This window comes from Kribbella sp. NPDC050281 (assembly GCF_040655855.1).
In the GTDB taxonomy this organism is placed as follows: Bacteria; Actinomycetota; Actinomycetes; order Propionibacteriales; family Kribbellaceae; genus Kribbella.
On record NZ_JBFAKS010000042.1, the window covers coordinates 68,336 to 93,090 of the forward strand.

Sequence of the window (24,755 nt, forward strand, 5' to 3'; positions counted from 1 at the left end):
CCTCTGTCACTACAGGAACTGCGACCAACGAGCAGAGGGCGTAGGGCAGGACGCGTCAGGCGTCGCAGGCATTGTGGCTATCGCAGCCATGGGTAGCGGTGGACGATGTCGAGCTTGCCCCACCAGCCGCCCAAGCCCCACACGTTGCCAGCAGCAACGAGCGCGAGAACCACGAGCGTGATGGCACCGAGGATGTGCTCGTCCAGCACCGGGTTGTTCTCCGGCGGCAGATTCGCCGACCACATCATCAGATACAGCAGCGCACCGCTGACAGCCGCGATCCGCATCCCGATGCCTAGGGTCAGCGCGAGGCCGATGCCGGCCAGGGCGACCATGAACAGCGGAGTCACCCACCAGTCACCCACGAGGGACTGGTAGAAGTCGGCTAGCGGGCCGCTGGTGCCCTTGCCGAGGAATCCGGCGGTCGGGTCGCCACCGTCGACCCAGCCCTTACCGGCCGGAGTGGCGTAGCCGAGCCCGAACAGCTTGTCGAAGAACGGCCACAAGAAGGTCAGGCCGAAGGCAATCCGCAGGACGGCGAGCGCACGGCCCGCAGCTGTGGTGACGATCAGATGGCGATCGCCGTCGGGCTCCATTGTGGGAGCCGGTAGGTCGTGTCGGTGCGGCGTGGTGGTCATCGTCGTTCCTTTCGTTCGATTCGACACCTCGATCGTCTGCCCGCTCCCCCACGCCGGTCAGGGCCGTCGCACCTCACCGTCGCGAGCCGAAAGTCCCTCCAAGCCGGGACCCTTGCCGCTGGCAACCGCTCCGCACCGTCCACACGCTGAGAGAACACCGAACTTGGGCCGAAACGGACACGAGATGAACGCGACAACCACCCTGACCAAGGACGAGGTGGCCATCCTGCTCACTGCAGCGATGCACGCCCCGTCCATCCACAACACGCAGCCGTGGCGGTTCGAGATCCACGGTCCGGTGGTTGACGTGCTGCTCGATCGGCACCGCACGCTCCCCGTCGCGGATCCGGCAGATCGTGCAGCGCGGATCGGAATCGGCGCCGCCGTCTTCAACCTGCGGATCGCAGCCGCGATGCTCGGCCACGAATCGCAGCTGGCACCTGACCCCGATCCCCACCACCCAGACGTGGTGGCGCGGATCTTCCTGGCCGACCGCAAGACCCCAATACCAGAACTGGGCCGTCTGTACGGCGAGCTGCGTCGCAGGCACACCTATCGCGGGCCGATGCTCGATCAGGTCATCGCACCGCGCGTACTGGCACGACTCGACGGGGCCGCTCAAGCCGAGCGCGCGACTCTGCGCTGGCTCGACCCAGACGAGACATCCCGGCTCGGCGAGCTGCTCCGGCGCGTCGATGACACAGAGCTGCACGACGAGGACCGCCTGCACGAGCGGCTCCGCTGGATCGGTGGAGACAGACGATCCGACGGCGTCCAGGAGAGCGGCCCCTTGCCGACTCGGCCGGCGTTCGTCCGCGACCTCTCCGCGGGCCTCGACAGTACGCACCGCAGTCAGGCCGTCTTCGAGCAACGGCCGAGCCTCGCGGTCCTGTGCACGCCGCAAGAAGACGCGGCCGCCTGGCTGCGAGCCGGCCTGGCCCTCGAGCGCGTGCTGCTCGCCGCGACCTCCTACGACCTCGCCGCGTCATTTCTCCATCAACTGCTCGAGCACAACACGGCGCGGGCCGCGGTACGCGAGCTTGTCGGCGACCGCTCGTGGCCGCAGATGGTGATGCGCATCGGCTACCCGGCTCACTCCGGGCACAGCACCTCGCGCCGGGACTGGCGCGAGTCCTTCGACCAGTGGTTCTGACAATCGGACAAGGAGACTCGAACATCACATCGCCTCGTCCCAGCGGCCGGTTCAGTGCTGAAGGACGCCGGCTCTGGATGGTGTGCTGATGACGATTGAGGGGAAGGTCAGTGGCCGGGCCTCGACCACGTAGAGCTGACCGGATACCCCGTCCTTGGCCCAATCGAGCTCCATCCGCCGCTTGCAGCGCGCGTCGGCAAGGACGGACCACTGCGCGAGAACCTGCAACTCGCCGTCGGACAGAACCAGCCCGTTCCGCTCCTTCGGTGTGGTCGGAACCAGCGACGTAGCCCGGCGTCCGGCGTACACGGTCTTCGTCCGCTTGGCGCCACGGTGCCTGATGATCATCGGCCGGCTGCCCGGATAGATCGAGAACTGGTCGGGATCGTCGGCGGCTGGCTCCCCCAGGCCCCAGGCCGCGCTGACCCGGACCAACGAGCTTTCGCCGTGGACCGTGCCCGAGCCGCCGCGGTCCGAGCGCACCATCAGCTGGACCGTGACCGGCATGGCCGCAGTCAGGTGGTCAGGTCCGCAGAGCTCGCGGTTGCCGACGGCCGCAGCACTGAAGAGATCCGCGAAGCATCGCCGGCACGCGGCGAGCACATCGGCTCCGGTGTTCAGATGAAGGAAGAGCTCGTCTCGTGTCCCCTCCTGCGGGGTGATCGGGCTGCAGCGAACGGCGACCTCGGTGCCGTCGCCACCCAGCTCCTCGTAGGCGGCGAGAATGTCGTCGGCCAAGGCCGGCGGCAACGACGTGGCACCGAAGGCAGTGCGGATCGCGGCCGCAACCACCCTCAGGTCCCGCCCCGCCCGGTACCTGCGGATCTCACGCGCGATCACCGGACCGAGCCGGCCCTCGCGCACGAACTCCTCGTACGCCGTCGCGGTCACCACGAAGCCGGCCGGAACCCGGATGCCATCCCGTGACAGCTCCGCCAGCCGAGAGTTCTTCACACCGACCACAGCAGGGTCGGTCGCGGCGTCGTCCTGAAGACGAACGATCCTGTCGGTGCTCATCAGCTACCGCCTCTCCCTCGACTTCTCCAACCCGTCACTTCCCTGTACTTCCACACTGGTTGAGGCGCCGCATCGTGTTCAGAGCCGAAAGTCCCGTCGTTCGTGACAACTCAGCCCGGACGTACCAGCCCGTGGTTCGTGGGGGCCGGTGTTTGAACCTTGTGAGTGGATGAGGAAGGCTGGGGTCCGGAGCGCCGGGAAGTCTGGTCGGCAGTGCCCGTCCCTGTTCGGGGTGCGGGCTCGACGTCGACCCTGGAGGCTGTGTGACGCTCGCCGATCGCTGTCAGAAGCCCGTGAGAGCCGATCGAGACACGTGTGGCTGCGGCGTAGGCTGCGAGTGTGCACGGAGAGCAGATGGCCGAGGAGTTCCCGGTGGTCAGCCTGGACTCGGAGGCGCGCGCAGCGGTCCAGCTACTTGCCGCGCGGCGCTTGCCCGGTCTGATCGTGGTCCGCGAGGATGGCACACCGTACTCCGTGCTGCCGGCGTCACAGGTCGTTCGGTTCCTGGTGCCGAGCTACGTCCAGGACGATCCGTCGCTGGCGCGGGTGATCGACGAACCGTTGGCCGACAGGGTCGCGGACAAGTTGTCCGGCGTGTCTGTGCGCAAGCTGCTGCCGTCGGAGCCGGCCGAGCTGCCGGTGGTCAACCACGACGACACGGTGCTGGAGATCGCGGCCACCATGGCCCGCCTGCGCTGTCCGCTGGTCGCCGTGGTGAAGGACCGGGAGATCATCGGCGCGATCACCGCGTCCCGGTTGCTCGAACTGGTCGTGCCCAAGGACTGATCTCGTCCGCTGCCGCGGCGCTGTTGCGTTGCGTGGCCGGAGTTGTGGCATGACCGCGATCGCAATCGTCGTCTTCGCTCTGGCCTATGTCCTGATCGCCACCGAGTGGACGCACAAGCTGCTGGCGGCACTCGGTGGCGCGGCGGTCCTGCTCGCGCTGGGGGTGACCGACTCCGAGCACGCCTTCTACTCCCCTGACACGGGCGTCGACTGGGACGTCATCTTCTTGCTGTTCGGGATGATGGTGATCGTCGGCGTGCTGCGCCGGACCGGCGTGTTCGAGTACGTCGCAATCTGGGCGGCCAAGAGGGCGAACGGCTCTCCTCTCCGGGTGATGATCCTGCTGACGCTGATCACTGCCGGCGCGTCGGCATTCCTGGACAATGTGACGACCGTGTTGCTGATCGCACCGGTCACGCTGCTGGTCTGCGAGCGGCTGGGGATCAACCCGGTGCCGTTCCTGATCGCTGAGGTGATGGCGTCGAACATCGGGGGCGCGGCCACCCTGATCGGTGATCCGCCGAACATCATCATCGCCAGCCGGTCCGGACTGACCTTCAACGACTTCCTGCTGCACCTGACGCCGCTGGTGGTGATCGAGCTCGTGGTGTTCACGCTCGTCCTGCCCAGGATCTTCCGCGGGTCGTTCGCAGTCGACCCGGCCCGTGTCGAGGACGTGATGCGGCTGAACGAGCGGGAGGCGATCGCAGACAAGGTGCTGCTGATCAAATGCGGCGCGGTTCTGGTGCTCGTCTTCGCCGGCTTCATCGGCCGGTCACTGTTCGGCATCGCACCATCGGTGGTCGCGCTGCTCGGCGCGGGCCTGCTGGTGCTGATCTCAGGCGTCAAGACCAAGGACTACATGGGCAGCGTGGAGTGGCAGACGCTGCTGTTCTTCGCCGGGCTGTTCGTGATGGTCGGTGCGCTGGTCAAGACCGGTGCGATCGGCAGGCTGGCGGACGCGGTCGGGGCGGCGACCGAGGGCCGGGCGTTGCTGGCGACCATGCTGATCCTGGTCGTCTCAGCCGTCTTGTCCGGGATCGTGGACAACATCCCCTATGTCGCCACGATGAGTCCCGTGGTCCTCGAACTCACCAAGACCGTCGCTGATCCGTCCCAGGCCCACGCGTTGTGGTGGGCGCTGGCCATCGGCGCGGACTTCGGCGGCAACGCCACGGCGATCGGCGCCAGTGCCAACGTGGTCGTCATCGGGCTCGCGCTGCGAGCCGGGTATCCGATCAGCTTCTGGGAATTCACCCGCAAAGGCGTAGTGATCACCGCGATCACCATCGCAGTCGCCGCGCCGTACCTGTGGCTGCGGTACTTCGCGTTCACCTGAGGAGTCACGCACAACCCCGCGGGTCGGGATGAAAGCGAACTGAAAGCGAGGTCGGGAAGACTCCTGGCTTCGATCGGTTCGACCTTGGAGTTGTCGATGAAGCGAGCCAGGCGGATCAGTGTCCGGGTGTGGACAGTCCGGTTCCGGAAGAGTATCGCCGTACTGGCAGCCGGGGCGGCGCTGAGTCTTGCCTCCGTCGGAGTAGCTCCGGCCACGGGGGCGACTGTGGCGGAGCCGGCCGGGCATCGGCCTGTTCCGGTTGTCTACGACAGCGACTTGGACTTCGATGATGCGTCGACGCTGGCGTTCCTCTGTCAGGCGCACAAGCAAGGCCGGATCGACCTGCGCGCCGTCACCGTGGTGAACAACGGCATCGGTACGGCGGGTCGCTCGTTGACGCATGCGCGGACGATTCTGCAGAAGTGCGGTCTTCCGCGCGTTCCGGTGGCTGACGGTTCACCGACCGGTGTGCACCTGGCACCGCCAGAGGCGAGGGAGACGTTCGAGCGCGTCCTGACCGGAGCGCTCGACGACGCCGGCCAGCCCGACCAACCGTCCTCGGTGACAGCGGCACAGCTGATCGCTACGTCGGTCCTGAGCTCGCGTGAGCCCGTGACGATGCTGGCTACCGGCCCGCTCAGCAACGTGGCCGCCGCCTTGCGCGAACAAGGAGGCGTCGCGCAGAAGATCGCCTCGCTGTACGTGATGGGTGGAGCATTCGACGTACCAGGCAATCTCTTCGGTTCGACCACTGGCGGGTTCGACAACACCCAGGAGGTCAACCTCTGGATCGACCCGAACGCAGCCGACTTCGTGTTCCGGACGATGCCTGCCGAGCGGGTCCGGATCGTTCCGCTGGACGCCACGAACCACGTGATGATCACTCAGGCGTACGTCGACCGGCTTGGCGCCTCGGCCCACACGGTGGAGGCGCGGCTTGTCCACGCGATCCTCACGCAACCGGACCTGCCTCCGCTCATCGACCTGGACATCATGTTCTGGTGGGACGCGCTCGCCGCCACATCACTCGTCCTGGGCCCGCGCGACGACCTCGTTCAGTACCGTCCGGGACGTGTCTCCGTGGTTCTCGACGGCGCTTCGTCGGGCCGTACGATCGTCGCTCCCGACGGCACACCACAACTGATCGGATACACCGCCGACGGCGCACGGTTCGAAGACACGTTCACGTCGACCCTCAACGGCGGCCGGCACTAGGCCCGTGGCCGGAACCTGGCAGAAGGACTGTCAATCGACTTACATACTTGGGTTTACAGCGTTGTAAAGCTGCGTATACCGTTGGGTCTCTCATTCGCGGGTAGATCGTTGTCGACCATCCGGCCGGGCGCGGTGACGGCAGGTCGTGGCGAGTCTGAGGAGGCGTGGCGTGAGCGGTCGAACGGGTACACGGTTGGTCGTTGTGTTGACTGCGTGCGCAGTTGCCTTGCTGTGGACCGTCGGGTCCGGTGCGGCAGCAGTTCAGCGGCCGGTGCCAGCGCCGGTCTACGGTCCGAGTGCTGCCGACCCAGGTCTGTTGCGGGTAGGTAGCCACTACTACGCCTTCATGACCGGCGGTCCTTTGGCCGAGGTCGCACGATCCAGCACACCCGGCGGGCCGTGGACAGCCCAGTCGAACGCGTTGAGCCGTTGGGGAGCTTGGGCGGCCGGCACGGGCGCGGTCTGGGCTCCGGATGCTTGGCAGACCTCGGCCGGCTGGGTGTTGTACTACGCCGCGCAGGCGAAGGGCTTCGCCGGACAACGGTGCATCGGGACGGCAATAGCCGACGATCCCGGCGGGCCCTACACACCGACCGACACTCCACTGATCTGCCCGATCCTCGGCGGCGAGGACCCGGCCGCGGATCGCCCCGATCCGACCGCCGGGGTGATCGACCCGAGTCCTTTCCAGGATTCCGATGGTCGGCGCTACCTGCTGTACAAGACGCAGAAGACGCCCGGCACCATCCGCATGTTCCCGTTGTCGGCAGACGGCCTGCACAGCCGGGGCGAGCTCAGCCACGAACTGGTGCGGCACGCGGACAGCATCGAGAACCCGGTAATGGTCAAGCGCGGCGACCAATACGTCCTCCTGGCATCGGCGAACTGGTTCGACCAGTGCCGCTACTCGACCGTGTGGCGGCGGTCGACCGACCCATGGTCGTTCGCGGACAAGCAAGAGCATGTGTTGCTGGATCAAGCCAACACCGGCCTGTGCGGCCCCGGCGGAGCCGACGTCGTGACCGGTGGCCGCGGCCCGGACCTGATCTACCTCCACGGTTGGGTGTGCACACCAGCTGACCAGCCATGCCAGTACGACGGCGTGGTCACCGACCCGAACAAGAGGCGCGTCATGTACGCCGCGAGACTCGTATGGGGTCAGGACGGCGCCACGCCAACTGTCCCCGCATTCCTCCCGCCCGCCCCACCGAGATAGCGATCGGGCTCCGGCGGTAGGTGGAGCAGTGTTTTCATGGTCGTGTGGAGCACGATCAGGACGAGGTCCTCGAAGTCGGGAAGACTTCGGGACGTGGGCGCCGATGGGCCGGATGGATTCTGGTCCTGGTGGTGCTCACTCTGATCGTCCTCCACGCCTCGACGGATCGTTCGCACCGTCAGGCCGTGCCGGTTCCCACCCCGTCCGATCTGATCAGCACGATTCCGGACGGGCGGACGGCCAACACATGGCCGACGGCGCCCGGCGCCTGCGGAGCGGACACGCTGCTGCCGATCGTGTCGAGTGCGCCACCCGCGAAGCACACCGGGATCCAGATACTGCTCGGCGGGGACCGGCTCCGACTGGTCGACTTCGACAGCGGCCAAGCGACGACCTTGCCGGACGCGGTCGTCCGTCCGGGCGAGTACGCCGCTGTCCTGGCCGGTGATCCGGTCACGGCGTACGCGACGACCGAATCGTGCGACGAGGCAGCTCCGTACGCCATGGTGCGCATCAGCGTCGATCACCGGGTCAGCGTCATCCGCCCACTCGGTCCCACCGAGTCACCGCTGACCGATGGCCACCGGGTATGGATCGCTTCCTTCGCCAGTGATATCGACAACCCCTACGCGACGATCGCTCCGGTCACCGGCGGGCAGCGGGTGCGGCTGCCGCACGGCTTCTACGCGTCCGCAATCGCGGGCGACACGATCGTCGGGCAAATGCAGCCCGATCCGGGGATCTCACCGACCTGGCTCGCGCTCGTCGACGCACGCACCGGCCGGTTGCAAGCCAAACTCGAACAACACGTGGCGCCGCTCGCGGTCGGCGCAGGCCAAGTCCTGTGGACCAGTGGCTGCGACGACGACGCATCACCGTGCACGCTGCGCCGCCGCTCGATCGCCGGCGGGCAGACCCTCGGATCCCCTCTTCCGGGGCCCGCCTGCTGCGGCGTCGTCAGCCCCGACGGCACCAGGATGGCCTTCCTGATCGAACGAACAACGACAGACTCACGGTACGACGGCCACCCACTCCCACCCATGGACATCGCGATCATGCGGCTCGACACCGGCTGGCTGGACATCGTGCCGGGAATCGAACTGCCCGCCAAGTCTCAACCCGGTCTGGCATTCGCCGGGCACAGAGACTGGTTGGTGATCGCCCTCAATGCCGGATCCCGCACCCGGCTACTCGCCTGGCAGCCCGGACTACGGCAGCCCTACGAGACCAACGCACTTCCCGGCCCCGTCCACGACCCACCGACACTCGTCATCACCAGCCACTGACCACCTCAACCTCGTGGTCGCGACACCCTCCGCCACCAGGCGCACCGGGGTTCGCGCTCGTCCAGCGGCAGTCAACACCTCTGAGGTCGCCTCGGACACCTGCGATGAGCCAGAGTGACAGCAACGAGCGCTGGAAGACGAGGAGTACGCCGGCAGCGGTGCCGAGTCCGCTGACGCCGGACATGATCCGAAGCCGACGCCTTGCCGTGGTCGGTGGTTGCGATGCCGATGCGGTAGACGGCGGGAGTAACGGCGTGCGCCCTGCCCACGTGCGCATGGGGCGACTGGAGGACGTCGGTCGGGTCGAAAGACTCCGCTATTCGCGCCTGTAGCCGCTCGGCGCATCGGATCATGCCGCAGGATGATCGGCATCGCCGATGGAGGCATAATCGTCGAGCGTGGTGCCGTCGATGCCCAGGGCAACGAGTCAGGAGGCACCATCGGTTCCAGCAGGCGTGTAGTCGCCCGTGATCATGCGGGAATGTCGTCTCGCTTCGGCGTACCCGCACCGCTGGCTCGCGGTGAGGAGATACGGGCTGGTCCAGCGACGCTTCGGGTATTGCGTTTGAGGCGGAGTTGGGCGATGAGGCTGATGAGCGCGAGGAGGATCGCCACCCCTGTGTACAAGGAGACTGCTGGGATCTCGCCGAGAGGGCGGGTGAGTTGACCTTCGATGACGATGGGCACTCCGAACGCCACGTAGGAGATGAGGTAGATCCCGCCAACGACTCCCGCACGCTGATGAGTCGCCGCGAGCGGAAAGATCAGGCGCAGGGCCGCGGTGAAAGATGCGCCGAAGCCGACACCGGCGATGGCCTGTCCGATGATCATGACGGCCAGGCTCCCGGCGTACACACCACTGATGATGCCGATGGCCCCGATGATGGACGCGTAGATACCGCTGGTCATCGCACGCCGGGAGTCGACGCCGGCGAACGCAAGTCCGATGACGGCCGAGGTGGCCGGCGCTATGAACCCGGCCAGGCCGTTGAGCAGGCCGCTGTTCAGATGGAAGACGCTGCGAACCATGCTCGGCGCGAGCCCGCCTGACAAGCCTGCAAGCATCCAGACCGCGGCCACGACAGGCGCCGCCGCGGCGAATTCCCTTCGGGTGGCGGGCGGGAAGGTGATGCGAGGGATCAGCGAGTGGAGCGCACCGGATGCGCGGGTCACGGTTTCGGGAGAGAGGGCTACGACGACGGCCCCAAGGATCGTGACGATGGTGAGGACGATGAAGATGATGGTGTTCGCGGCGGTCGTGAGCTGGATCGCCAAGCCGGCCAGCAAGGAGCCGAGACCGAGACCCCCGGTCAGACCGACGCTGCCGAGGATCGTACCCAGTCTCTTCCGGCTGGGCGGAGCAAGTTCGACGAGCGCCGCGGTGAAGGCAGTCGTCGCCGCGCCGCCGGCAAGGCCTTGCACGATCCGGCCGGCGATCACCCACCCGACGTCCGTGGCGACGAGGAACAGGAGGTTCGACACGATCTGAATGACCAGAGCGCCGATCAGCACCGGGCGCCGGCCGACGTGGTCGGACAGCGACCCGACCGTCAGGACTGCGGCGAGGAAGCCGATCGCGTAGACCGCGAACGCCAGCGTGAGGAGCGACGAGGGAAAGTTCCACTGCTCCTTGTAGACCACGAGCAGTGGCGTCAGCGCACCTGCCGTGAGATACAGACTCGTGAACGTGATCGCCGCACCCGTCAGAGCCAAACCGGCGGGCAGGATGGGTCGGCGCCGGGTAGCGGGCGCCCTGGTGGAGAGCCGGGATGATGACACGAAAGCTCCTTGAAGTTATGAGGCGGGCACGGAGACCACCGATGCGATCGTGGCGGCGCGGCTCAAGGAGCTCACCGAGCTCGGCTTGTTCCCCAAGGAGCCTTACCGGGAGGCAGGCATGTGGACCGCTACGAGTGCCACCTGACCGACAAGGGCAGCGAGCTGCTTCCCGCGGTTGTCGCGCTCATGCTGTGGGGCAACAAGCACTTGCAGGCCGAGGCCGGTGGCCGCTGCGCCTGGTGGCTTGTCGGCCGGGTTGGTCGCGGTCGCTCAGTCGATGATGACGACGACGCCCGTCGGCTCGTCCAGCACCTCCACCGTTCGTTGGGCTGCTCGGTCGATATGAACCCGGGGGTCCGCGGGCTGCCGCTCGTTATAGGTCCCGGGCCCGTAGAACTGTCCGTAGCTCAGCACGACCCCGCCCTCGGCGAGAACGGAAGCCTCCAGCTCTGCGACAGCCAGGGCATCCGGTCCGTCGGGCAACTGCCAGGCGACGCTCTGAGCCAGGATCTTCGGCGACCCGCTCTTCCGCGCCGCCTCGATCAGGTTCTGGTTGCCCTCGGTCCGGATCCGGGCGTTCCGCTCCGCGTAGTCGCCGATCTTCGTCACGTCGTCCGGCAGATCGGTCAGCTGGTTCAGGATGATGTCCGGCCGGAAGCCGGCCACCGCCTGGATCAGGGCCGCCCGGTCGAAGACATCACAAAGAATCGCCTCGGCACCAAGGTTGCCCAGCAACTCGGTCTTGCCGGCCGACCGCGTCATACCGCTGACTACGTGCCCCTCCTGAACCAGCCGGGGAATCAGCCGCTGCCCGATCACACCGGACGCCCCAGCCAGAAAGATCCTGAAAGCCATGGCTTCTCCAACCCGTCGCCTCACTTGGACACCGAAGGGCCGAGTAGGTCGTGGGAGTCAACTCGGAGAATGCTGCTGGTGAGTAAGCGAAGCTCGCCTGTGGCCGAGCAGTGAGTGCACAGGTACAGGTCGCAGTGTTCCTGGGTGAGGTCGCTGATCTGCGAGAACACCCACTTGAAGCGGGCCCGGGTACCGGGTCCGCACCTCGCGCAGGTCTCGCCGAAATCGAAGGTGCGGTCACCGGGACTGGGTGCGATCCATGCTGTCTCGTGCCGGCGGTGTGCGAGTAGGGCCGCGGGGATGTGCGGATCGGCGGTCATGGCGACGCCCTTTCTGTGGTGCCGGGCGCGTTGGCGCTCCCGGTGCGGGTCGTGTTCGGTTACCCACTCTGGGCGGGAGGGTGCGCCCCGGGCGCCCGCGTAGTGCCGGGTCAACGCCCGGGTCGCTGACGCCCATGCCCCACCGGGATCTCAGACCCGGGGGTGGCCGGGGTATTCACGGGCGCGCGCCCTCCTGTCTGGCTCCGACAGTTGATTTGCCAGCACTCAAGGACCCACCCCTGTCGACAGCCGAAGTGAGGCACTCATGAATCACGCAGGACAGCAACGGACCGCCGGGGCGCCACCGAGGGCACGGATCGAGACGCTGGAAAGCCTTCGCGAGCACCTCCAGTGGGCGATCGAACTGGAGCACGCCACCCTGCCGCCCTACCTCTGCGCGCTCTACTCGCTCGACCCGGAGCGGAACGCCGATGCCGTTCAAGTGGTGAGCAGTGTCTTCGTCGAGGAGATGATCCACCTTGCACTGGCCGCGAACCTCCTCAATGCCATCGGCGGGAAGCCCTGCCTGGACAAGCCCGAGATGCTGCCCGGCTACCCCCAGCGCCTGCCCCACGGCGACCGTTCGCTGGAGATCTCATTGGTACCCTTCGGACCGGAGGCACTCGAGATGTTCCTCCGCCTCGAACAGCCCGCACCGCCCGGTGCACCGGCCGAGGGCGACGACTACGAGACGATCGGGCAGTTCTACGACGCGATCGAACAAGGACTGCACCGCGTCTGTGCCCAACTCGGCGAGCAGGAGGTCTTCTCCGGCGACCCGGCACGCCAGGTCACGGCGGACCACTTCAGCCACACCGCCGGACGACTGCCCCAGGTCGAGAATCTCGACACTGCCCTCGTGGCGCTGACGGAGATCGTCGAGCAGGGCGAGGGCACGCCCCGCGGCGAGGTGTGGGATGGCGACCAGGACATCTTCCACCCCGGCCGGAACGAGGTTGCGCACTACTACCGCTTCGTGGAACTCAAGCTGGGTCGGCGCCACCGGTGCGGCGACACCCCACAATCCGGGCCGACCGGTGAGGCTCTCCCGGTCGACTACGGCGGCGTCCACCCGATGCGCCGCGACCCGCGACTGGCCGACCACCCCCTCGACAGCCCGATCCGAATCGCCCAGGCAGAGTTCAACCGCACGTACTGCGCACTGCTCCAGTCGCTGGATCAGGCGTTCAACGGCAGCCCGCAATTGCTCGGGGCGGCGGTCGGCGCCATGTACCAACTCAGAGCGCAGGCACTGAGCCTGATGGAGATGCCCGACGGAGACGGCCGAACAGCCGGCCCGACCTTCGAGTACGTCGAACCCGCGCTCCGATGAGCCACACCGAGCGAGGCCGCCCTACGCGTTGAGGAGTGTGCCGGAGAGTTCTCGGCGGGAGCCGATCCCGAGCTTGGCGAAGACTTTGCCGAGATGCCACTCGACTGTGCGTGGGCTGAGGAACAGTTCAGCACCGATCTCGGGGTTCGTGCGCCCCTCAGCCGCCAGTCGAGCGATCTGAGCCTCTTGCGCCGTAAGTTCTTCCTGAGCCCCGACGGATCGCCTGTGGACCGTCTCGCCGGTGGCGACCAGTTCGCGACGGGCCCGTTCGGCGAAGGCCTCCGCGCCCATCTCGGTGAGCAGGTCGTACGCCGACCTCAGGCGGCTGCGGGCATCGCGGCGACGGTTCTCCCGCCGCAACCACTCGCCGTAGAGCAGTTGAGCGCGGGCGTGCTCGACGCGCATGCGAGTCTGGCCGAGCCGCTCGACCGCCTCGACGTAGTAGCCCTCGGCTGCGTCTCCCCGGCTCACCTGTGCGTGGCATCGGGCCTCGATTCCCAGAGCCCAGTCGGTGCCGCTGGCCGTCGTTGTCCGAATCAGCAACTCGAGTGCATCCCGTGCGCGGTCGGGGTGGCCGCTTCGCGCGGAAGCCTCGACGAGTTCCACCAGCGACCAGGTGGAGAAGCCGAGCTCGTCGGGGTATCCGGCTCCCTGCTCTGCTGCTGCCATCGCTTCCTGGTGGCGCCCCAAAGCGTTGTGGAGAACGGCCGATGAGTAGTCGACGATGGTGAGTCCCATGCCCTCACCTCGCGCTGTGGCTTCCGCAGAGATGGATCGAGTGAGCCCGGAGACGATGTCAGGCCGGCCCTGCCACGCCGCGAGCGCCAGAGCGCCGTACGACGGCAGGTGATTTCCCATGACCTCATTGACCGTTGAGAACTCGTCGACCAGCGCAGCCGCCTCCGCAAACTCGCCGGCGAAGAAATGCAGGCCCATGCGGCTGCTGAGTGCGATCGGCAGCACCGCCAGGGCTCCGGCTTGCCGTGCAAGGCGAAGGTGGCGTGTGCAGAGCACCTCCCAGCTCTCGTCGTCCCACACGTCATGGGCGGCATGAGTGGCCAGCCACAGCCAGCGAAGCGCATCGGCGTCCGACACCTCGTCGGTTCGCCAAGCGCTCAGTGCACGCTGCACTTGTGGAACGCCTTCCGCATATCCATCGATCATCAGCAACGCCGTACCGTCCAGCAACAGATCGGCTGGACGCTCGGTCGATAGAGGTACTGCGCGGGCTGCCCGGGCGACATCGCGAACGCCGACATCCCCGGCCAGACGTCCGACCATCAGCCCCGCCGCCAACGCATCGAGGTAAAGGTCGCGGGCGGCAGCTTCGTCCAACGGTTCCATCCGCTGAGCGGCTGACAGCAGCAAGGGCGGCGCGTCGCGGCCACGGCTGGAGAAGAACGCTATCTGGGCCCGAAGAACCTCCACCCGGGCGCGAGTCGGCCCGTCGAGCGGCGCCGCCTCGACGTCCGCGAGAAGCGCAAGTGCCGCGTCCGATGACCCGGATTGGTGCCAGGCCCTCGCGGCAGCCAGGATGCGGGCAGGACGTCGAGCAGGGTCGTCGGTCAGTTCGATGGCACGTTCGAGAAATGCTGCCTGTGCCGCCAGACCTCCTCGGGCCTGCGCCCGATCTGCGGACCTCTCCAGCTCGACGGCGACCTCCTCATCGGGGCCGCTTGCCGCGTGCGCCCGGTGCCACGCCCGTCGGTCGGGATCGAGCTCCGGATCGGTCTCCTCTGCCAGAGCGAGGTGCACGGCTCGCCAGTCGGTCATCGCAGCGGCCCGAGCAACGGCAGATCGCACCAGCGGGTGCCGGAACCGAACCCGCGCGCTCAGCTCGATCAGGCCCGCTCGCACCGCCGGCGCCGAGGCTGCGAGGTCGACATCGAGCCGCTGCACGGCTCGTCCGAGCATGCTCAGGTCCCCGACGGGTTCGAGAGCAGCCGCAAGCAAGAACAGGCGCGTCGGATCGGGAAGTGCCGCCAGGCGCTCCGAGAAGCCCTGCTCCAGGTGAGTCTCCAACGGAACGGCGTCCGCCAGACCGAACCCGAAACTGAGCTCGGCCGTCGAAAGACCGCGAGGAAGTTCCAGCAGCGCCAACGGGTTGCCACGGGTCTCGGCCACGATCGCCTCGCGCACGCGATGGTCGACCTCGCCCGTCAGGACGGTGTCGAGCAGCGCGTGAGCATCGGCGTCCCTCAGCCCTCGAACGTCCATCGTCGGTTGCCCGGCCAGTTCACCGTCCTCGTGCTCGCCCCGCATCGCGAAGACCAGCGCGACCGGATCGGCCAGCTGCCGACGTGCCACGAACGCGAGTGTCTGGGCAGAGATGGGGTCGAGCCACTGCGCGTCATCGATCACACACACCAGCGGCTGCTCCTCCGCCACGTCCGCGAGCAGGCTCAGCACCGCCAGTCCGACCAGGAACCGGTCCGGCGGGGGCCCGATGTGCATCCCGAAAGCAGTGGACAGCGCAGCACGCTGCGGCCCGGCGAGGCGATCGAGATGGTCCAGCATCGGCGCGCACAACTGGTGCAAGCCGGAGAAGGGCAACTCCACTTCGGCCTCGACACCCGCCGTTCGTGCGAGCCGGCAGTTCGGCCGAAGCCCACTCGCCAGGTAATCCAGCAGAGCTGTCTTGCCGACGCCTGCCTCGCCGCGCAGCACCAGGACCTGGCTCGCGCCGGCGCGCACTTTGCCCACGAGGGCGTCAAGGGTCGCGCACTCGCTCTGCCTGCCGTGGAGCTCTAGGGTCAGCCGGCGTGACGTCACGACGACGACCGGGAACCGGAGGAACCACCTGTTGTCGTGCCCATCGAGCCTCCAGGTGAGGTCGACGTCTGCCCAGGCGGCCTCGACGACTTACGTCGTCGTATAGGGAAACACGCGCCGGATCGGGCGGGAACCTCCGCCGGATTGTCTCACACGGCAGCACAACGGCTGGTGGCGCGAACGCTCCACGAATCCTCGGAGTGGAACGAGCACGGGCCGGACGTGGCACGCTGGTCGGGTGACCATCGACCGGTACGAGCTCGTGGGGATCTTCGGCGGCGCTGTCGATGCCGGCGTCGCCTCGCTGTTCGTGGGCGCCGGCCTGTCCGCGGCGGCCGGACTGCCGACCTGGAGCGACCTCCTCGGCCCGCTCGCCGCCGAGATCGGCGTAGCGGGTGAGTTCGCGGATCTACCGCTGCTCGCCGAGTACTACGAGCAGAACGGTCCCGGTCGGCGGCCGGCGTTGGAGACCCACCTGCGCAACGTGCTGTCGCCGTACCGGACACCGGCGGAGAGTCATCGCCTGATCGCGAAGCTCCCGATCGATGAGATCTGGACAACCAACTTCGACTCGCTCCTGGAAGCGGCAGCTCCCGATGCCAGCGTCGCCGCTCATGACAACGATGCTCTCGACATCGGCACCGGGCGCCGGACGATCATCAAGATGCACGGCAGCCTCAGTCTCGGCACCCCATCGGTCTGGATCGCCCCGCCGGTGATCACCCGCAGCGACTTCGAGCAGTACGAGGACACCCATCCCCGGATGTGGGCACTCCTGCGAGCGTCGTACCTCACCCGCACCATGCTCTTCCTCGGTTTCAGCTTCGCTGACCCCAACATCGACGTCCTGCTGCGACTCGCCCGCCGATACGGCACCACAGCCGCTGACCGGCACCTCACTGCTCTGCGTCGACCGGTCGACCCCAAGGACCTCCAACTCCACGAGCTGCGGGTCAGCGACCTGGAGAACAGCGGTGTGCACGTCTGCGAGATCAGCGACTTCAGCGAACTCACCCCGATGCTGCACGCAATCACCACCCGAACCCGGCCCGAACGCTTGTTCGTCAGCGGTAGTGGCGACACCTCACAGCTGAAACCGTGGTACGACAAGCTCGCGGTCGCGCTCACCGCTCGTCCTCCGTCGTGGCAGCTCGCCACGCTCGGCGGACCGGCGGGATGGGGTGTGACGAGCCGGCTCGCCGAGCTCCTGCGAGCCAATGGTCGCTACACGCCCGACCGGTTCCGCATCTACTTCCGCAAGAATCCCGGAGAGCAGACGCCACTGATGGACACGCACTTCGGTACGGCGATCTTCACTGACCTCGAGCGGGAAGAACTCGTCGGCAGCGTCCTCGACAACTGCCGCGCCCTACTTGTCATCTGCGGAGGAAGCGGCACCAGCGAGGAGGTGCGACTGGCTCTCGAGCGCGGCGTGAGCGTCATCCCCCTCGCCTCGAGTGGCGCGACCGCACGCGCCGTTTGGGACAGCTCGCCCACGCCTCCGGACCTCGGCGGCCGCCCGTGCGATCCCCAGGTCTGGCACAACCTGGCCGACCCCGATCCGGACGTAGCCGTCATGGCCGCGATCACCGCGATCGACCAGGCGATGTGCCGCCCCAGAACCTAGACCCTCAGCGTTCCAGCACGACCTCGAGCGGATGCGGCACGGGTGGGTGCAGGACCAGGACAGCGACGAGCATGGTCATGACGACGGCAGTGATCGCGAAGGGGATCGGGAGTATCGGGTCGAGGAGGATGAGGACGACTGCCAGGGGGATGACTGCGTTGACGACGCGGTCGGCGGCGCCACGGAGAGCGATCCACCAGATGCCGAGGACAAAGATCGCGATCGGGACAGCGATGGTGAAGGAGGCGGTGACTTCCCCGAGTTTGCTGTGGTGGGTCAAGACGGCGATCTCGACTTCTATGCCCGCCGACAAGGCGCCGGCTGCGGCGAAGACGAAGTAGTGAACGTAGCCGTAGCGCAGAGAGCTTCCGAAGGCACTGATGGCTCGGTGATGTGGTGGCCAGAAGTACATCCACCACAGAGCCGCGGTGACCAGGAGGGTGAGCACCGCGATCGAGATGAGTGAACCGAGGGCTTGGTCGTCGTGCAGGGCCTCGATGATGGCATTGGCCGAGGCGAGGAGGCTCTCGCCGAGCAGGATGAGGGTGAACAGGCCGTAGCGTTCCGTGATGTGGTGTGGGTGCCACGGTGTCGTGCCTTGTCTCTCGGCGACGATCGGGATGGCGATCTCGGCCGCGATGAGTACGAGCAATGCGACGGACGAGACGGGGCCGGTCAGGAGCAGCTGGAGCAGCCAGAGGGCTTGGACGGTCGCGATGCCGCCGGCGTAGATCTGCGTGGCGCGTCGGCTTTGTCCTGCGGACCGGGAGGCGCGGAGCCACTGGGCGACCATCGCGACGCGCATGACAACGTAACTCAGGACGAGGACGGTGTAGTCGCGGTCGGCGAAGACGGGTTCGATGCCGGCGGCCAGGACCAGTACTCCGCCCATCTGGACGATGGTGAGAACCCGGTAGAGCCAGTCGTCGGTGGCGAAGGAGGTGGCGAACCAGGTGAAGTTCATCCAGGCCCACCAGATGCCGAAGAACACCACGCTGTAGGCGATCAGGCCGTCGATGATGTGCGCCTCGGCGAAGGCGTGGTGGAGCTCGGCCGCGGCGATGCTGACGGCCACGACGAAGACCAGGTCGAAGAACAGTTCCAGCGACGAGGCGGTCCGGCCGGGCTCGTTGGGGTCGCGTGGCCGCATCGGCACCAGGCGAGACTTCGCCGGCGCAGCGGTGGGTAACGTCATCGGCTCGCATGCTCAGATCAGTGGCGCCAGGTCGCGAACAGCGCGTCCGGCTCTCCGTTCGAAAGTACGCCGCCGTAGAACGTCTCCTCCGAGACCTGGAACGCTGGCTCCAGATCCGCGGAGAAGACCTCGACCACATGCGTCGGGTCCATGCCGATCACGTCCGTGGTGCGCGGATTCGGCGTTGATATGACAACGCCGATGAGCGCCTTCTCCTGCATCCGCTCGATCAGGTCGCGCCAGTTGGACAGGTGCTCGATGATCTCCAGGGCGACGAAGAAATGCGCCTCCCGTGGTGGCGTCCAGTCGTTCAGATTGACGCCATCGATGCCGCCGTCCACGGGGATGTACCGGCCCCGCCACCCGTACTCCGCGCGCAGGCAGTAGTCCAGTTCGGTCATGCCCGCGCCGACGTCCACGACGGTCATGTCATGGGTGAGGCCGCTCGCTGTCAGCCAGTCGGCGGCAGCGCGGTACCGGACGGCACGGAACTCGTACTTGCCGGTGCGATCGTCCAGATAGGAGTCGCAGGACTGAATGGTGGGGGTCCAGGTCATCAGCGCGCCACCCCTCTCGATCAACAGGTCTCGGGACTTCGATCAGTGCCTCTGGTCCAGGCAGTTCAACTGTCGGAGCCGAGCAGGTGGGCACGCGCCTGTGAGTACCCCAGCCACCCCCCGGGTCTGAGTCCCGGGCCAACGGCGGACCGCGGCGAGTGGACAGGACAACCGGCACCGAGTGACGTCCCGGGCGGGCGACCCGGGCATCGACCCGGGACTACGCGGGCGCCCCGGGACTGGTCTCACAACCAGAGTGGCGGCATCCCCAAACCAACGGACTCACCGCACTAGGAGGACTCCATGCAGTCTCAACCCACACCCGAGACCACCACTCCTCGACGCCACCGCCGAAGAATCGCTGCGCTCGGGGCCGCCGTACTGGCCGTCCTGACCGCCGGCGTGTCACTCACGGTGCCGGCCGAGGCGCACACCACCAAGCCGACGATCGTGCTCGTCCATGGCGCCTGGGCCGACAGCACGAGCTGGGACAAGGTCACCCGGCAGCTCAAGGACGACGGCTACCGCACCGTGACCCCCGAGCTCGGCCTCACCAGCGTCGCCGAGGACGTCGCGATCGTCAGTTCGGCGCTGAACAAGATCTCGGGCAGAAAGGTGCTTGTATCGCACTCGTACGGCGGCATCGTCACCGCCGGCGCCTCGCACGGCCGCACGGACATCTCCGCGTTCGTCTACGCGGCCGCCCTGGTACCTGATGAGGGCGACTCGATCGCCAGCCTCGGCGCCGACTTCATCCCGTCGGAGGCCTTCGGGCACCTGATCTTCACCGGCGAACCGTTCGCTTCGCCGGCGTTCATCGACCCGGCCTTCTTCCATCAGTACTTCGCTCAGGACCTCAGCAAACGACAGGCAGCCGTGTTGAACGCCGCCCAGCGGCCGCTCAACTTCTCGATCGTCGGAACACCCTCCGGCCCGGTCGGCTGGCACAACGTCCCGTCCTGGTACGCCGTGTCCGGACAGGACCGCATGATCGACCCGGCCGAAGAACGCTCGATGGCGGCACACGTCGGCGCAACCGTCGTCGAATTCCCCACCGCCAGTCACGTCGGCGGAATCACCCGGCTGGCATCACGCTTCACCGAGCTCATCGAACACGCGGTGCGCTCGACCCGAGTGAGGTGACAGCGAGCTCCGCGCCACCTCAGCGGAGCAGCTCACTGGCCAGGCCTCTCCTGAGGCCTGGCCAGTCGGTCTGGGTTCACTGGTCCAAAAGGGTCATGACGTCTTGGCGGAGCTGGTTCATGCTGTCGTGGTCGGTTGCTTCGACGTTGAGGCGGAGCAACGATTCAGTGTTGGAGGGGCGCAGATTGAACCACGCTCCGTCGAGCAGGGTGATGGTCAAGCCATCCAGTCGATCCACCGTCGCGCCGTGTGCTGCGTAGTGCGTTTCGACTCGGTCCAGAACAGCAGGGACATCGGCGATCGTACGGTTGATCTCGCCGCTGTCCGCGTATCGGGAGGACTGGGCTGCCAGCACTGACAGCGGCTGGTCGGTCTCCCCCAGGGCCGCCAGCACATGGAGGGCCGCCAACATGCCGGTGTCGGCGCGCCAGAACCGGCTGAAGTAGTAGTGGCCGGAGTGTTCGCCGCCAAATACCGCGTCATGGTCGGCCATGGCCTGCTTGATGAACGAGTGTCCGACTCGGCTTCGGACGGGTGTGCCACCGCGCTCGCTGATCTGCTGGGCGACAGCTTTGCTGGCGACGACGTTGTAGACGATCGCGGAGCCGGGGTGCTCGGCGAGTTCCCGCGCGGCGATGAGACTGATGACGTTGTTGGGAGACACGGTGTCGCCGTTCTCGTCGACGAAGAAGCACCGATCGGCGTCACCGTCGAAGGCGAGGCCGGCATCGGCGTGGTGCAGTCGAACCGCAGCGCGCAGGTCGACCAGGTTGGCCGGGTTCAGCGGGTTCGCCTCGTGATTGGGGAAGGTGCCATCGAGATCGAAGTAGAGCGGCACGATGTCAAGGGCGGGATCGTCGAGTACGACGGGGGCGGTGTGTCCAGCCATTCCGTTGCCGGCATCGATGACGATCTTCAGCCGGCGGCTGCCGGCGAGACTGACGAGGCTGTGGAGGTACTCGGCGTACGAGGGCAACAGGTCCCCGGACTGCGAGGTTCCGGCCGGTCCGTCGTACGTCGGCAGACCGGTCGCCAGCAGGTGCCTGATTTCGGTGAGGCCGGTGTCCTGCCCGACGGGTCTCGCTCCGGCGCGGCAGAGTTTGATGCCGTTGTAGGCAGGTGGGTTGTGACTGGCGGTGATCATTGCGCCGGGCACGTCACGTGACCCGGAGGCGAAGTACAGCAGATCAGTGGAGGCGAGCCCGACTGCGAGCACGTCGATGCCGCGGCTGGTGATGCCGGCTGCGAAGGCGTCAGCCAGTTCGGGTGACGACACTCGCATGTCGTGTCCGACCGCGATCAGGTCCGCTCCACTCAGATGTGCGAAGGCGGCGCCGATCTGGTAGGTGAGTCGGGCGTCGAGTTGGTCCGGCACGGTGCCGCGGATGTCGTACGCCTTGATCAGGCTTGTGAGGTCTCGCATGGCTGTTGGTCCTTAGCTTCTCGGTGAGCTGGCCACGTTCCTGCCAGTCGATGTTGGTCGCCGGATCGTTGGCGCTGCTGCGCGAAATCCAGAGCGAGGCGATCATGAGGACCGGTCCAGCCTGGCTACGCCGATCTTGGAGTCGGCCATGCCGTAGAACACGTAGTGCACGCCGCCGACCTGCTCGATGGCGGTCGGGAACACCACATTGGAGACGGTCCCGGTCCGTTCTTCGTCGGTTTCCGGTACGAGGATCGGTTCGGCGGTGCGGTCCAGGACCTTGGTCACATCGGATGCGTCGAGCAGCAGTGCCCCGGCCGCGTAGACGGCCTTCTGCGTTGTCGGGTCGAAGCCCTGCGGCTGCTCCCCGGTCACGCCGTGGTGGATCACCAGCCACCCCTCGGGTACCCGCAGCGGCGCCGGGCCGGCGCCGATCTTGCGCTCCTCGAACGGATGCTCCGACATCGCCACCAGCCGGTGATTCCGCAGATGCACCAGGTTCCGTACGTCGTCCTCCACCATCGAGACCGGCACGAACGACACCCAGATCCCCGGCCGGGCGTCAGTGATCCCGGCCGGCAGGTGCACGCCCTCCCCGTCGCGGAACCAGCCGAGATCCCACATCGGCCGATGGAGCATCGCGTACGACGGTTCGCCGTCCGGCCCGGGCACCGGTTCGGGGAAGAACACCGTGTCCTTGTTCGGGAACAAGTTCAGGTCCGTGTCCAACGAAGGTTGGTACTCGAAGTGCAGCGGTCCCAGCCGCTCCCAGTTCCGCAGGTCCGATGACACCGCGAGTGCTGGCCTCGGCCCGAGCGGCCCGTACGCGACGTACGTCATCACGTGCCTGCCCAGCGACGGGATCCAGGTCACTCGTGGATCCTCGACACCGGCGTTGTTCAGGCCGCGCTCCCAGCCCTCGTCGGGAGCGAGTACGATCCCCTCGCGGGAAACACCGGTCGGTACACCGTCCTTGAGCTCGACCTTCGCCAGCCCGACCCGGGACACGTTGCCGGACGCAACCAGCCGGGGCAGCAGATACAGCGTGCCGTCCGGCGTATGGCCGGTAGCGGGGTTCAGCACCCCTTCGACCTCGAGGTCGTTGCCGGGTTCGGGCGTCATCAGAACGCCGACGCGGTTCAGGGTGTAGGAGATAGTCACAGCAGCAAAGCCCTTCTCGGATGGTCAGCCCTTGATCCCAGACTCGATGCCCTGGGAGATGAACCGGCGCTGGAAGACTGTGAACAGACCCACAGCTGGAGCGGCCAGTACGCAGGCCCCCGCGAGGACTGCGCCGAACGGGTTCGCCGCGCGCGCCGACACGGTGGTCAGGTAGTTCGACAGAGAGACCGCGAGCGGCTGCAGATCCTGCTGCTTGGTGATCAGGAACGGCCACAGAAACTCGTTCCACGGACCGATGAACGTGATCAGCACCCCGGTCAGCAGGGCGGGTTTGACCAACGGGAGGGCGACCCGCCACAGGATGTTCAGCTCGCTCGCGCCGTCGATCCGGGCCGCGTCGAACAGCTCCTGCGGCAGTTGCAGGAAGTACTGGCGGAAGACGAACACCGCCGTGGAGTTGATCGCGAACGGCGCGATCATGCCGAGGTAGGAGTCGGCCAGCCCGTAGCTGCGCACGATCATCACGTACAGCGGGATGGTCAGCAGCTGGAACGGGATCACCTGAACCAGCAGCATCAGGCCGAACACAGCACCCCGGCCGCGGAACTGCAGCCGGGCCAGCGCGTAGCCCGCGAGTACGCCGAAGACGAGCGTCCCGAGGATGACCCCGCCGGTGAAGATTCCCGAGTTCAGCAGGGACCTGCCCAGGTCGATCGCGACGTCGATCTCGGCATAGTTCCGGCCGGTCAGATTCCCCGGCGAGGGGAAGGCGCCGGTGACGCTGGGGTCCGGTTCGGCCTGCAGGCTGCCGACCAGCATGTAGTAGAAGGGGAACAGGAAAACGAAGGCGCCGACCAGCAGGGCCAAGAATCGCCACGGACTCTTCATCGATCCTCCCGCCCCACGAACCGGCGTTCGAGCAGAGCCAGAAGCAGCACGCCGATCACCAGCAGTACGCCGATCGCCGAGCCAACATCTGGATTGCCCTGCTCGATGCCGCGTTGGTACATCACCAGTACCGGCGAAGCGGAGGCTCCGTCAGGCCCGCCGCCACCGGTGAGCAGATAGGGCTCGGTGAACAGGTTCGCCCCGGTCACCGTCGCCAGCAGTACGACGAGAGTCGTGGCCGGCCGCACGCCGGGAACGGTGACACTCCAGAAAGACTTCCATCGCCCGGCGCCGTCCACCGATGCCGCCTCGTAGAGGTCCTTCGAGACGTTCTGCAGGGCCGCCAGATACAGCAGGATGAAGAAGCCCAACTGTTTCCAGGTCACGTAGATCGCGACCGTCGGCATCGCCAGCTTCGAGCTCACCAGCCAGGACGGGTCCGGCGCGAGCGGGCCGAGGACGGAGTTGACCAACCCGTTCGAGTTGAACAGGAACAGCCACACCCCGACCACGGCGACGCTCGCCGCCACATAGGGAACGTAGTAGCTCACCCGGAAGAACGTCCGCCACCGGATCGCCGCGTTCAACGCGTTCGCCAGCACCAGCGACAGCACCACCGTCAACGGCACGTTGATCAGCAGGAAGATCCCGACGTTGCCGAAGGCTCGGCGCACGGCGGGATCCGACAGCACCGCCGTGTAGTTGGCGAACCCTACGAACGGCCGGTCCACGATCGCGCCCGGCGCGGTGAAGAAGTAGTCGTGGAACGACATGTAGACAGCAAAGCCCAGCGGATAGGCGAAGATCGCCGCAAGGAAGACGAGATACGGGGTGACGAACGCAGTACCGATCGGTTGGTTGCCGAGGATCCGGCCGAACAGGGACCCTACCGAAGGCCTGCCACCCGGGCTCCTACCGACCGATCTCCTGCCGGCCGAGGTACTGCGCATCAGACTCATGGCTTCGAGGCGAGTTGATCGATCGTCCGGACGGCATCGTCGAGGGCCTCGTTCGGGTCCTGCTGGCCGAAGATGACCGACTTGGAGTAGGCGTCGCGGAAGGTCTGCCAGATGGTGATCGAGTTCGCCACG

The 24,755-nt window shown here is 66.9% G+C and carries 20 protein-coding genes; 9 read left to right on the top strand and 11 right to left on the bottom strand.

Annotated elements, in window-relative coordinates; genetic code table 11:
• Window positions 1–77: 77 nt before the first annotated feature.
• Window positions 78–638 (bottom strand): hypothetical protein, encoded by a 561-nt coding sequence (locus AB0I34_RS35065; RefSeq protein ID WP_360453652.1) that lies wholly within the window; start codon window positions 636–638, stop codon window positions 78–80.
• 184 nt (window positions 639–822) lie between these two features.
• On the opposite strand from AB0I34_RS35065, the gene AB0I34_RS35070 reads away from it, so the two are divergent.
• Window positions 823–1,791, top strand: a complete 969-nt coding sequence (locus tag AB0I34_RS35070) for a nitroreductase family protein (RefSeq protein ID WP_360453655.1) — start codon at window positions 823–825, stop codon at window positions 1,789–1,791.
• A gap of 51 nt (window positions 1,792–1,842) precedes the next feature.
• Here AB0I34_RS35070 and AB0I34_RS35075 read toward each other — a convergent pair whose 3' ends face one another.
• A complete protein-coding gene (locus AB0I34_RS35075; RefSeq protein ID WP_360453658.1) occupies window positions 1,843–2,808 on the bottom strand; it encodes a PEP/pyruvate-binding domain-containing protein in 966 nt (321 codons plus the stop codon).
• Between the two features lie 339 nt (window positions 2,809–3,147).
• Between AB0I34_RS35075 and AB0I34_RS35080 the strand changes: the two genes are divergently transcribed.
• The 5 genes from AB0I34_RS35080 to AB0I34_RS35100 all read left to right on the top strand — a co-directional run bounded on the left by AB0I34_RS35080 (window position 3,148) and on the right by AB0I34_RS35100 (window position 8,650).
• Window positions 3,148–3,594 (top strand): CBS domain-containing protein, encoded by a 447-nt coding sequence (locus AB0I34_RS35080; protein ID WP_360453661.1) that lies wholly within the window; start codon window positions 3,148–3,150, stop codon window positions 3,592–3,594.
• Between the two features lie 49 nt (window positions 3,595–3,643).
• Entirely contained in the window at window positions 3,644–4,933 is a 1,290-nt protein-coding gene (locus tag AB0I34_RS35085; RefSeq protein WP_360453664.1) for an ArsB/NhaD family transporter, read from the top strand.
• Window positions 4,934–5,029: 96 nt separating this feature from the next.
• Window positions 5,030–6,148 carry a nucleoside hydrolase gene (locus tag AB0I34_RS35090; RefSeq protein WP_360453667.1) on the top strand — a complete coding sequence of 373 codons (1,119 nt, stop codon included), beginning with the start codon at window positions 5,030–5,032 and terminating at the stop codon, window positions 6,146–6,148.
• Between the two features lie 271 nt (window positions 6,149–6,419).
• Window positions 6,420–7,364: a glycoside hydrolase family 43 protein gene (locus AB0I34_RS35095; RefSeq protein WP_360453670.1), complete on the top strand. Its 945-nt coding sequence runs from the start codon at window positions 6,420–6,422 to the stop codon at window positions 7,362–7,364.
• A 185-nt stretch (window positions 7,365–7,549) separates the two neighbouring features.
• Complete coding sequence (locus AB0I34_RS35100) at window positions 7,550–8,650, top strand: hypothetical protein (protein ID WP_360453673.1); 1,101 nt, start codon at window positions 7,550–7,552, stop codon at window positions 8,648–8,650.
• Between the two features lie 471 nt (window positions 8,651–9,121).
• On the opposite strand, the gene AB0I34_RS35105 is transcribed toward AB0I34_RS35100, so the two are convergent.
• Window positions 9,122–10,429: an MFS transporter gene (locus tag AB0I34_RS35105; protein ID WP_360453676.1), complete on the bottom strand. Its 1,308-nt coding sequence runs from the start codon at window positions 10,427–10,429 to the stop codon at window positions 9,122–9,124.
• A 270-nt stretch (window positions 10,430–10,699) separates the two neighbouring features.
• Window positions 10,700–11,284: an NAD-dependent epimerase/dehydratase family protein gene (locus AB0I34_RS35110; protein ID WP_360453679.1), complete on the bottom strand. Its 585-nt coding sequence runs from the start codon at window positions 11,282–11,284 to the stop codon at window positions 10,700–10,702.
• 585 nt (window positions 11,285–11,869) lie between these two features.
• Between AB0I34_RS35110 and AB0I34_RS35115 the strand changes: the two genes are divergently transcribed.
• Complete coding sequence (locus tag AB0I34_RS35115; RefSeq protein WP_360453682.1) at window positions 11,870–12,937, top strand: ferritin-like protein; 1,068 nt, start codon at window positions 11,870–11,872, stop codon at window positions 12,935–12,937.
• Between the two features lie 21 nt (window positions 12,938–12,958).
• Here AB0I34_RS35115 and AB0I34_RS35120 read toward each other — a convergent pair whose 3' ends face one another.
• Window positions 12,959–15,709, bottom strand: a complete 2,751-nt coding sequence (locus AB0I34_RS35120) for an AAA family ATPase (protein ID WP_360453685.1) — start codon at window positions 15,707–15,709, stop codon at window positions 12,959–12,961.
• A gap of 238 nt (window positions 15,710–15,947) precedes the next feature.
• Between AB0I34_RS35120 and AB0I34_RS35125 the strand changes: the two genes are divergently transcribed.
• Window positions 15,948–17,336, top strand: coding sequence for an SIR2 family protein (locus AB0I34_RS35125; RefSeq protein WP_360453688.1), 1,389 nt, complete (start codon window positions 15,948–15,950; stop codon window positions 17,334–17,336).
• Window positions 17,337–17,340: 4 nt separating this feature from the next.
• On the opposite strand, the gene AB0I34_RS35130 is transcribed toward AB0I34_RS35125, so the two are convergent.
• Entirely contained in the window at window positions 17,341–18,531 is a 1,191-nt protein-coding gene (locus AB0I34_RS35130; RefSeq protein ID WP_360453691.1) for a low temperature requirement protein A, read from the bottom strand.
• A gap of 17 nt (window positions 18,532–18,548) precedes the next feature.
• The gene (locus tag AB0I34_RS35135; RefSeq protein WP_360453694.1) at window positions 18,549–19,088 is read right to left on the bottom strand and encodes a hypothetical protein; all 540 of its coding nucleotides are present in this window, start codon (window positions 19,086–19,088) and stop codon (window positions 18,549–18,551) included.
• A gap of 303 nt (window positions 19,089–19,391) precedes the next feature.
• Here AB0I34_RS35135 and AB0I34_RS35140 point away from each other — a divergent pair, with 303 nt between their 5' ends.
• Entirely contained in the window at window positions 19,392–20,231 is an 840-nt protein-coding gene (locus AB0I34_RS35140) for an alpha/beta hydrolase (RefSeq protein WP_360453696.1), read from the top strand.
• Between the two features lie 76 nt (window positions 20,232–20,307).
• On the opposite strand, the gene AB0I34_RS35145 is transcribed toward AB0I34_RS35140, so the two are convergent.
• The 4 genes from AB0I34_RS35145 to AB0I34_RS35160 all read right to left on the bottom strand — a co-directional run bounded on the left by AB0I34_RS35145 (window position 20,308) and on the right by AB0I34_RS35160 (window position 24,623).
• Window positions 20,308–21,654: a phosphomannomutase/phosphoglucomutase gene (locus AB0I34_RS35145; protein WP_360453698.1), complete on the bottom strand. Its 1,347-nt coding sequence runs from the start codon at window positions 21,652–21,654 to the stop codon at window positions 20,308–20,310.
• Window positions 21,655–21,756: 102 nt separating this feature from the next.
• Window positions 21,757–22,815, bottom strand: a complete 1,059-nt coding sequence (locus AB0I34_RS35150; RefSeq protein ID WP_360453701.1) for a glycosidase — start codon at window positions 22,813–22,815, stop codon at window positions 21,757–21,759.
• 24 nt (window positions 22,816–22,839) lie between these two features.
• Entirely contained in the window at window positions 22,840–23,664 is an 825-nt protein-coding gene (locus AB0I34_RS35155) for a carbohydrate ABC transporter permease (protein ID WP_360453703.1), read from the bottom strand.
• Window positions 23,661–24,623, bottom strand: coding sequence for a sugar ABC transporter permease (locus AB0I34_RS35160; RefSeq protein WP_360453706.1), 963 nt, complete (start codon window positions 24,621–24,623; stop codon window positions 23,661–23,663). Before AB0I34_RS35160 ends, AB0I34_RS35155 begins: the two co-directional genes overlap by 4 nt.
• Between the last annotated feature and the right edge of the window lie 132 nt (window positions 24,624–24,755).

Coding starts and splice junctions, on each gene's coding strand:
- AB0I34_RS35130 (WP_360453691.1), bottom strand. CDS start 18,531: ATGACGTTACCCACCGCTGCGCCGGCGAAGTCTCGCCTGGTGCCGATG.
- AB0I34_RS35065 (WP_360453652.1), bottom strand. CDS start 638: ATGACCACCACGCCGCACCGACACGACCTACCGGCTCCCACAATGGAG.
- AB0I34_RS35115 (WP_360453682.1), top strand. CDS start 11,870: ATGAATCACGCAGGACAGCAACGGACCGCCGGGGCGCCACCGAGGGCA.
- AB0I34_RS35090 (WP_360453667.1), top strand. CDS start 5,030: ATGAAGCGAGCCAGGCGGATCAGTGTCCGGGTGTGGACAGTCCGGTTC.
- AB0I34_RS35140 (WP_360453696.1), top strand. CDS start 19,392: ATGCAGTCTCAACCCACACCCGAGACCACCACTCCTCGACGCCACCGC.
- AB0I34_RS35070 (WP_360453655.1), top strand. CDS start 823: ATGAACGCGACAACCACCCTGACCAAGGACGAGGTGGCCATCCTGCTC.
- AB0I34_RS35135 (WP_360453694.1), bottom strand. CDS start 19,088: ATGACCTGGACCCCCACCATTCAGTCCTGCGACTCCTATCTGGACGAT.
- AB0I34_RS35145 (WP_360453698.1), bottom strand. CDS start 21,654: ATGCGAGACCTCACAAGCCTGATCAAGGCGTACGACATCCGCGGCACC.
- AB0I34_RS35085 (WP_360453664.1), top strand. CDS start 3,644: ATGACCGCGATCGCAATCGTCGTCTTCGCTCTGGCCTATGTCCTGATC.
- AB0I34_RS35160 (WP_360453706.1), bottom strand. CDS start 24,623: ATGAGTCTGATGCGCAGTACCTCGGCCGGCAGGAGATCGGTCGGTAGG.
- AB0I34_RS35075 (WP_360453658.1), bottom strand. CDS start 2,808: ATGAGCACCGACAGGATCGTTCGTCTTCAGGACGACGCCGCGACCGAC.
- AB0I34_RS35110 (WP_360453679.1), bottom strand. CDS start 11,284: ATGGCTTTCAGGATCTTTCTGGCTGGGGCGTCCGGTGTGATCGGGCAG.
- AB0I34_RS35155 (WP_360453703.1), bottom strand. CDS start 23,664: ATGAAGAGTCCGTGGCGATTCTTGGCCCTGCTGGTCGGCGCCTTCGTT.